This is a genomic window from Mesorhizobium sp. WSM4809 (assembly GCF_055811655.1).
Genome location: NZ_JBVVQW010000045.1, coordinates 1 through 4,598 on the forward strand (window position 1 = coordinate 1; position 4,598 = coordinate 4,598).

At 66.8% G+C, this 4,598-nt stretch carries 4 protein-coding genes; all 4 read right to left on the reverse strand.

Translation table 11 applies throughout. From position 1 onward, the window contains the following. A partial coding sequence (locus tag AC0L24_RS33680) for an FAD-dependent oxidoreductase (protein WP_473565056.1) occupies positions 1-281 on the reverse strand: 281 nt, incomplete at its 3' end. Between the two features lie 29 nt (positions 282-310). Beyond that, complete coding sequence (locus tag AC0L24_RS33685; RefSeq protein ID WP_127808660.1) at positions 311-1,912, reverse strand: ATP-binding protein; 1,602 nt, start codon at positions 1,910-1,912, stop codon at positions 311-313. After that, positions 1,903-2,595, reverse strand: coding sequence for a response regulator transcription factor (locus AC0L24_RS33690; protein ID WP_127808659.1), 693 nt, complete (start codon positions 2,593-2,595; stop codon positions 1,903-1,905). Before AC0L24_RS33690 ends, AC0L24_RS33685 begins: the two co-directional genes overlap by 10 nt. Before the next feature lie 3 nt (positions 2,596-2,598). After that, positions 2,599-4,137 (reverse strand): DUF4153 domain-containing protein, encoded by a 1,539-nt coding sequence (locus tag AC0L24_RS33695; protein WP_473565057.1) that lies wholly within the window; start codon positions 4,135-4,137, stop codon positions 2,599-2,601. Positions 4,138-4,598: the final 461 nt, after the last annotated feature.

Here is a 4,598-nt window from a genome sequence, read left to right on the forward strand (position 1 = left end):
AGGATGAGGTAGCCGCCTTCGCGAAAGCCGATATCGGCGTCGGCGCCGAACTCTTCCTTCAGCCGCCGGAACAGCTTTAGCGTGAACTGCGACAGGCGGATGTTTTCCGGGATCGAGAATTGCTGGCGGATCGAGGCCATGGACAGCGTCGTTGCCGCATGCGCGAATTGCGGATCACGCTCGACCAGCGCGATCGTGCCGGAAAACCCTTGCTCGCGCAGATAGTAGGCGACCGAGGAGCCGACGATGGCTCCGCCGATGATGACGATGTCGTAGCGCATGTTCTCTCCGATCCGGCCGATAGTGTCCTTCACGCCACCGGCAGAATGATCTCGAAGCGCGTGCCGCGTTCGCTGTCAACCAGCGCGATCATACCATCATGCGCTTTCAGGAGGGCCAGCACGATGCCAAGCCCCATGCCGGTGCCGCCCTGCTCGCGCCGCGTGGTGAAGAACGGCTCGAAAATGCGCGCCCGGTTGCTGGGCGAAATGCCGGCGCCGTCGTCGCTGACCAGGATGCTTGCCTTACCGTCGGCGCTCGTAGCGGAGACCCACACCTGCGTCGCGCCGTGCCTGGCCGAATTGTCGATGAGATTGGCCAGCACGATAGCCGCGTTCTCGGCCGATATGCGCAATCTGATGTCGCCGCCGGCCCCGATTCTAACCGCCAGCCTGTTGTCGACGGGCAGCAGCGCCAGCGCCGCACCGATCGATGTGCTTTCGCCGCTGGGTGCAAGATTTTCGGCCTTCGCCAGATCGAGCAGCCGCCGTACCAGCAGGTTGAGCCGTCCCGCATCAGTGACAATATTGTTGGAGAAGCGCCGCCGCTCTTCATCATCCATCGCCGCACCGGAATCACGCAGCAGTTCCGCCGCGCCCTGGATGGCCGTCAGCGGCGATTTGAGCTCGTGCGAGACATGGGTAGCGAAAGTCTGGATTGAGTCCGAGCGCGCCTGAAGCTTCTCGGCCATATCGAGGAAGGCCGCGGACAGCTCCGCCATCTCTCGCGTGCCGTGATGGTCGAGCGGCCGGATCGCCGTGCGGTCGCCGGCGGCGATGCGCTCGGTACGGTCGATCAGCGCATAGATCGGTCGGCTGACGGTGCGCAGGAAGATGAGGCCGATGAGCAGCGTGCCGCCGATTATGGCAATCGCCGCCAACGTCACCTTGCCGCGTTCGCCATAGAGATGTTTGATGATGTTGTTCGGCGTCCGCGACACATAGACCACGCCGGCGACCTGGCCGCCGACAGCGACCGGCAGGGCGACGAAGACACGCACCTTGGTGCCGCGGCTGACCGAATAGAGCGGTGGCGTCGGCTGGTCGGGAATGCGCAGCCTGAGCGCGCTGGCATAGTGACCGGCAAGTGCTGTGCGCACCTCTTCGGCCGCACTGAGCGACTGGCCGACCTCGCCGCGCCCGGCAATGACGACGCCCCGGGGATCGAGCAGCCGGAAGCCGGCCAGCGTGGTTTTCTGCGTGGCGTCGAGAATACCGGACAGGCGCGCACCGATCGCCGCGAAGGCAGGATCGGCGGTGGCAGCGATCGCCGCCGGCCGGGTCGGCAGCACATAGTCGGAGGCGAGATCGAGTTGCGGCTCGATCGGCTTGTACAGCGGGCCCGGATTGACGCTTCGGCTTGAATCCCCGCCTGGCCCCGGCATCGGCGCGCCGAGCTTGTCCGCCGCAATGCCGGCGTCGCGCACATCCTGCGCATAGATGGCGGCGATGGCCGCCCCTTGCGCGATCAGCTCCGCTTCGGTCTGGCGGATCAGCTGGTTCTCGTAGAGGCGGAAGAAGAACAAGCCGACCAATGGCAGGGCCATCACCATGATCAGGATGGCGACGACGACCGTGGCAAGCCGTGGCCGCCACTTGCGGCCGATCCATTTGCCCGAAGTCGTCAGCCGCATCGGCCGAGCCGGAAGCCGACGCCATGCACCGTCTCGATAACGTCAGGGCAACCCACTGCTGCCAGCTTGGCGCGGATGTTGCGGATGTGGCTGTCGACGGTGCGGCCGGCGACATGGATGTTTGCGGCATAGGCGCTGGCCATCACCGCGTCGCGGTCGAGCACATGCGCGGGCCGCGCCAGGAATCCCTTCAGGATCGAGAATTCGATCCCCGTCAGGGCAAGCGCCTTGCCGTCGAAGCTGGCAGCGTGACTGGCCGGCGCCAGAGCCAATTTGCCATGCGAAAACTGCCTGTTGTCGACCGGCTCGGACGCCGCCGGGCGGGCGCGCCGCAGGATGACGTTGACGCGGGCGACCAGTTCGCGCGGGCTGAATGGTTTCGTCACATAGTCGTCGCCGCCCATTTCGAGCCCGAGGATGCGGTCGATCTCCTCGTCGCGCGCGGACAGGAACAGCACCGGCACATCGGATGTGTGCCGCAGCCGCCGGCAGACCTCCAGCCCGTCCATCTCCGGCATGCCGATGTCGAGCACGACAAGATCCGGCGCCCGGCGGCCGATCGCCTGCAGGGCGGCGGCACCGTCGGCCACGCCTGTCGTTTTCATGCCGGCCTTTTCCAGCGCAAAGCAGATCACCTCGCGGATGTGCGGGTCATCGTCGGCGACGAGGATGTGATGCGGCATGGATCAGCGGCCCGGCATGGAAGGTTCGATAGCGGAGGGAATCACGAACGGCCCCTTGGAGTCGAGATATCGAAGCAGCCGCCAGTCGCGAAAGCTCCAGGCCCGCCAGTTCTGCTGGATAGTTCGATACCAGATTTCGTCGCTGCCGCGCACGCCAGCCAGTTCGCGGACAGTGCCGGCGGCCGCCGTCTTGCCCTGCTGCTCGAGGAAGCGATCAAGTGCGGGAAACGCGCCCGGACCGAGCGAGTGAAGATACCAGGCGTCTAGGGGAATGCCCTGGCCGGTCATTTCGAGGGAATGGTCGACATTGTAGTTGGCGATCGTCGCTGCAAAATTGATGAAACAGCCGGCATAAAGCGTCAGGGATAACGTCAGAAGATTGGCGGAGAGCAGCCATTCGTTGGATTTTCTAAGCGCGATGCGGGCAATGATCAGGGCAAGGCCTGCTGCGACCAGCCCCATCCAGACAAAGGCGGCGACGCGCCAGTAGGTCAATGCATAGATGCCGACATAGAGGTCGAGCCGCAGGATCGACGAAATGACCAGCATGATATTCTGCGCCACCCAGGCATAGACCAGCCGGCGGATAAGCGGATCGGCCGATGTCTCGCTGCCTGGCCGCAGCGCCGCCAGCACGAAGCCGGCGGCAAGCAGCGCGGTGACGATCAGGGGATAGGCGCCACGATGCGCGTAGGAGGCGTAGCTCAGCCCGTCGGGAAGGGCGGCCCCGCCCCACAGATAGGTGGCGTCGAGCGCCGTCTGCAGCGCAAACAGGATGTTGAAGACGATCAGGGCGCGCAGGATGGCGGCCTTGCCGAACAGGATGTCTTCGATGGTGGTGGCGGTTTTGTCGGCTTGAGCGCTGACGGCCGGCGCCGCGCGCGGGATGCGGCGAACCAGGCGCGGCAGGCGCGGTCGCAGAAAAGCCCAGACAGCGGCGAGCACGAACAGCCAGAAGGCAATCCGCGCCAGCTGGATAAGATCGAGCAGCCTCATGAGGTCGATCAGCGACAGCCAGTAGTCGATCACCGGATTGGCGGCGCCGAACAGCGCCAGGAAGACCGCGCCCAGCGTCAGCGGCATCACCCAGACAGCGATCGCCGCCAGCCGGATGCGCCGCCGGCCGAACCGCCGCGCCGTCCTGCGCCAGCGGACGAAATCATTGGCGAAGCGGAACGGCGCCGCCAGCCCGAACAGCACGATCTGCCCGGCAATACGGGCGATGCTGTGCCGCAGCCGCCCGCTCAGCGAAAGGGCAAAGACGGTCAGCGCCGCCAGCGCGATCGAAACCGACAGGGTGCTGACGTTTTCAGCCAGCGGCAGCAGCGCGACAAGCAAGGCGATGGGCTTGAGCCAGACGCGACCGTCGCTGAAAGCCGCCGGATGCACGGCGACAACCGCGGCGGCAATCAGCAGGGCAAACAGGAAAACCGTGATGCCGGCGGGCTGGCCGTAGAACAGGAAATCCGCAAGTGCTGCCAGGAGGATGGCGACACCGAAGCGGCTGCAATAGCTCGGCGCGGCGCAGAGCAACGCTGTCATGATCGGGCTTTCCTGATGGCGTCCCGCCGGGTTGCCGGCGGGCTCTTGCGGACAAAGGGAATGAGGGTTGCGACGGGACACGCGCGCGGCGCATCGGCCAGCCACCAGCCTTCGCGGCGCAGCCGGCAAGGCAGGGACCATCGGGGTTCTGCTCGCTTTTGCATGCCGCTTGTTTGTCAGGCGGGCGGGGAGAGGATGGGGCGGATCGGAGGAGGTTTTCCGCAGGCCTGTGCAGTTTTCGCGCAGGGGCGCGAAGAGGGGCGCCGAGCTTCCACCTCCCCCTTGTGGGGGGTCGGACCGCAGGTCCGGGTGGGGGTCCGGCGCCGCGGGGGCCCCCCCCCCCCCCCGCGGGCGCCCCCCCCCCCCCCCCCCCCCCGCGCGGGCCCCCCCGCCGCCCCCCCCGCCCCCCCCCCCCCCCCCCCCCCCCCGCCCCCCGCCCCCCCCCCCCCCACCCCCCCCGG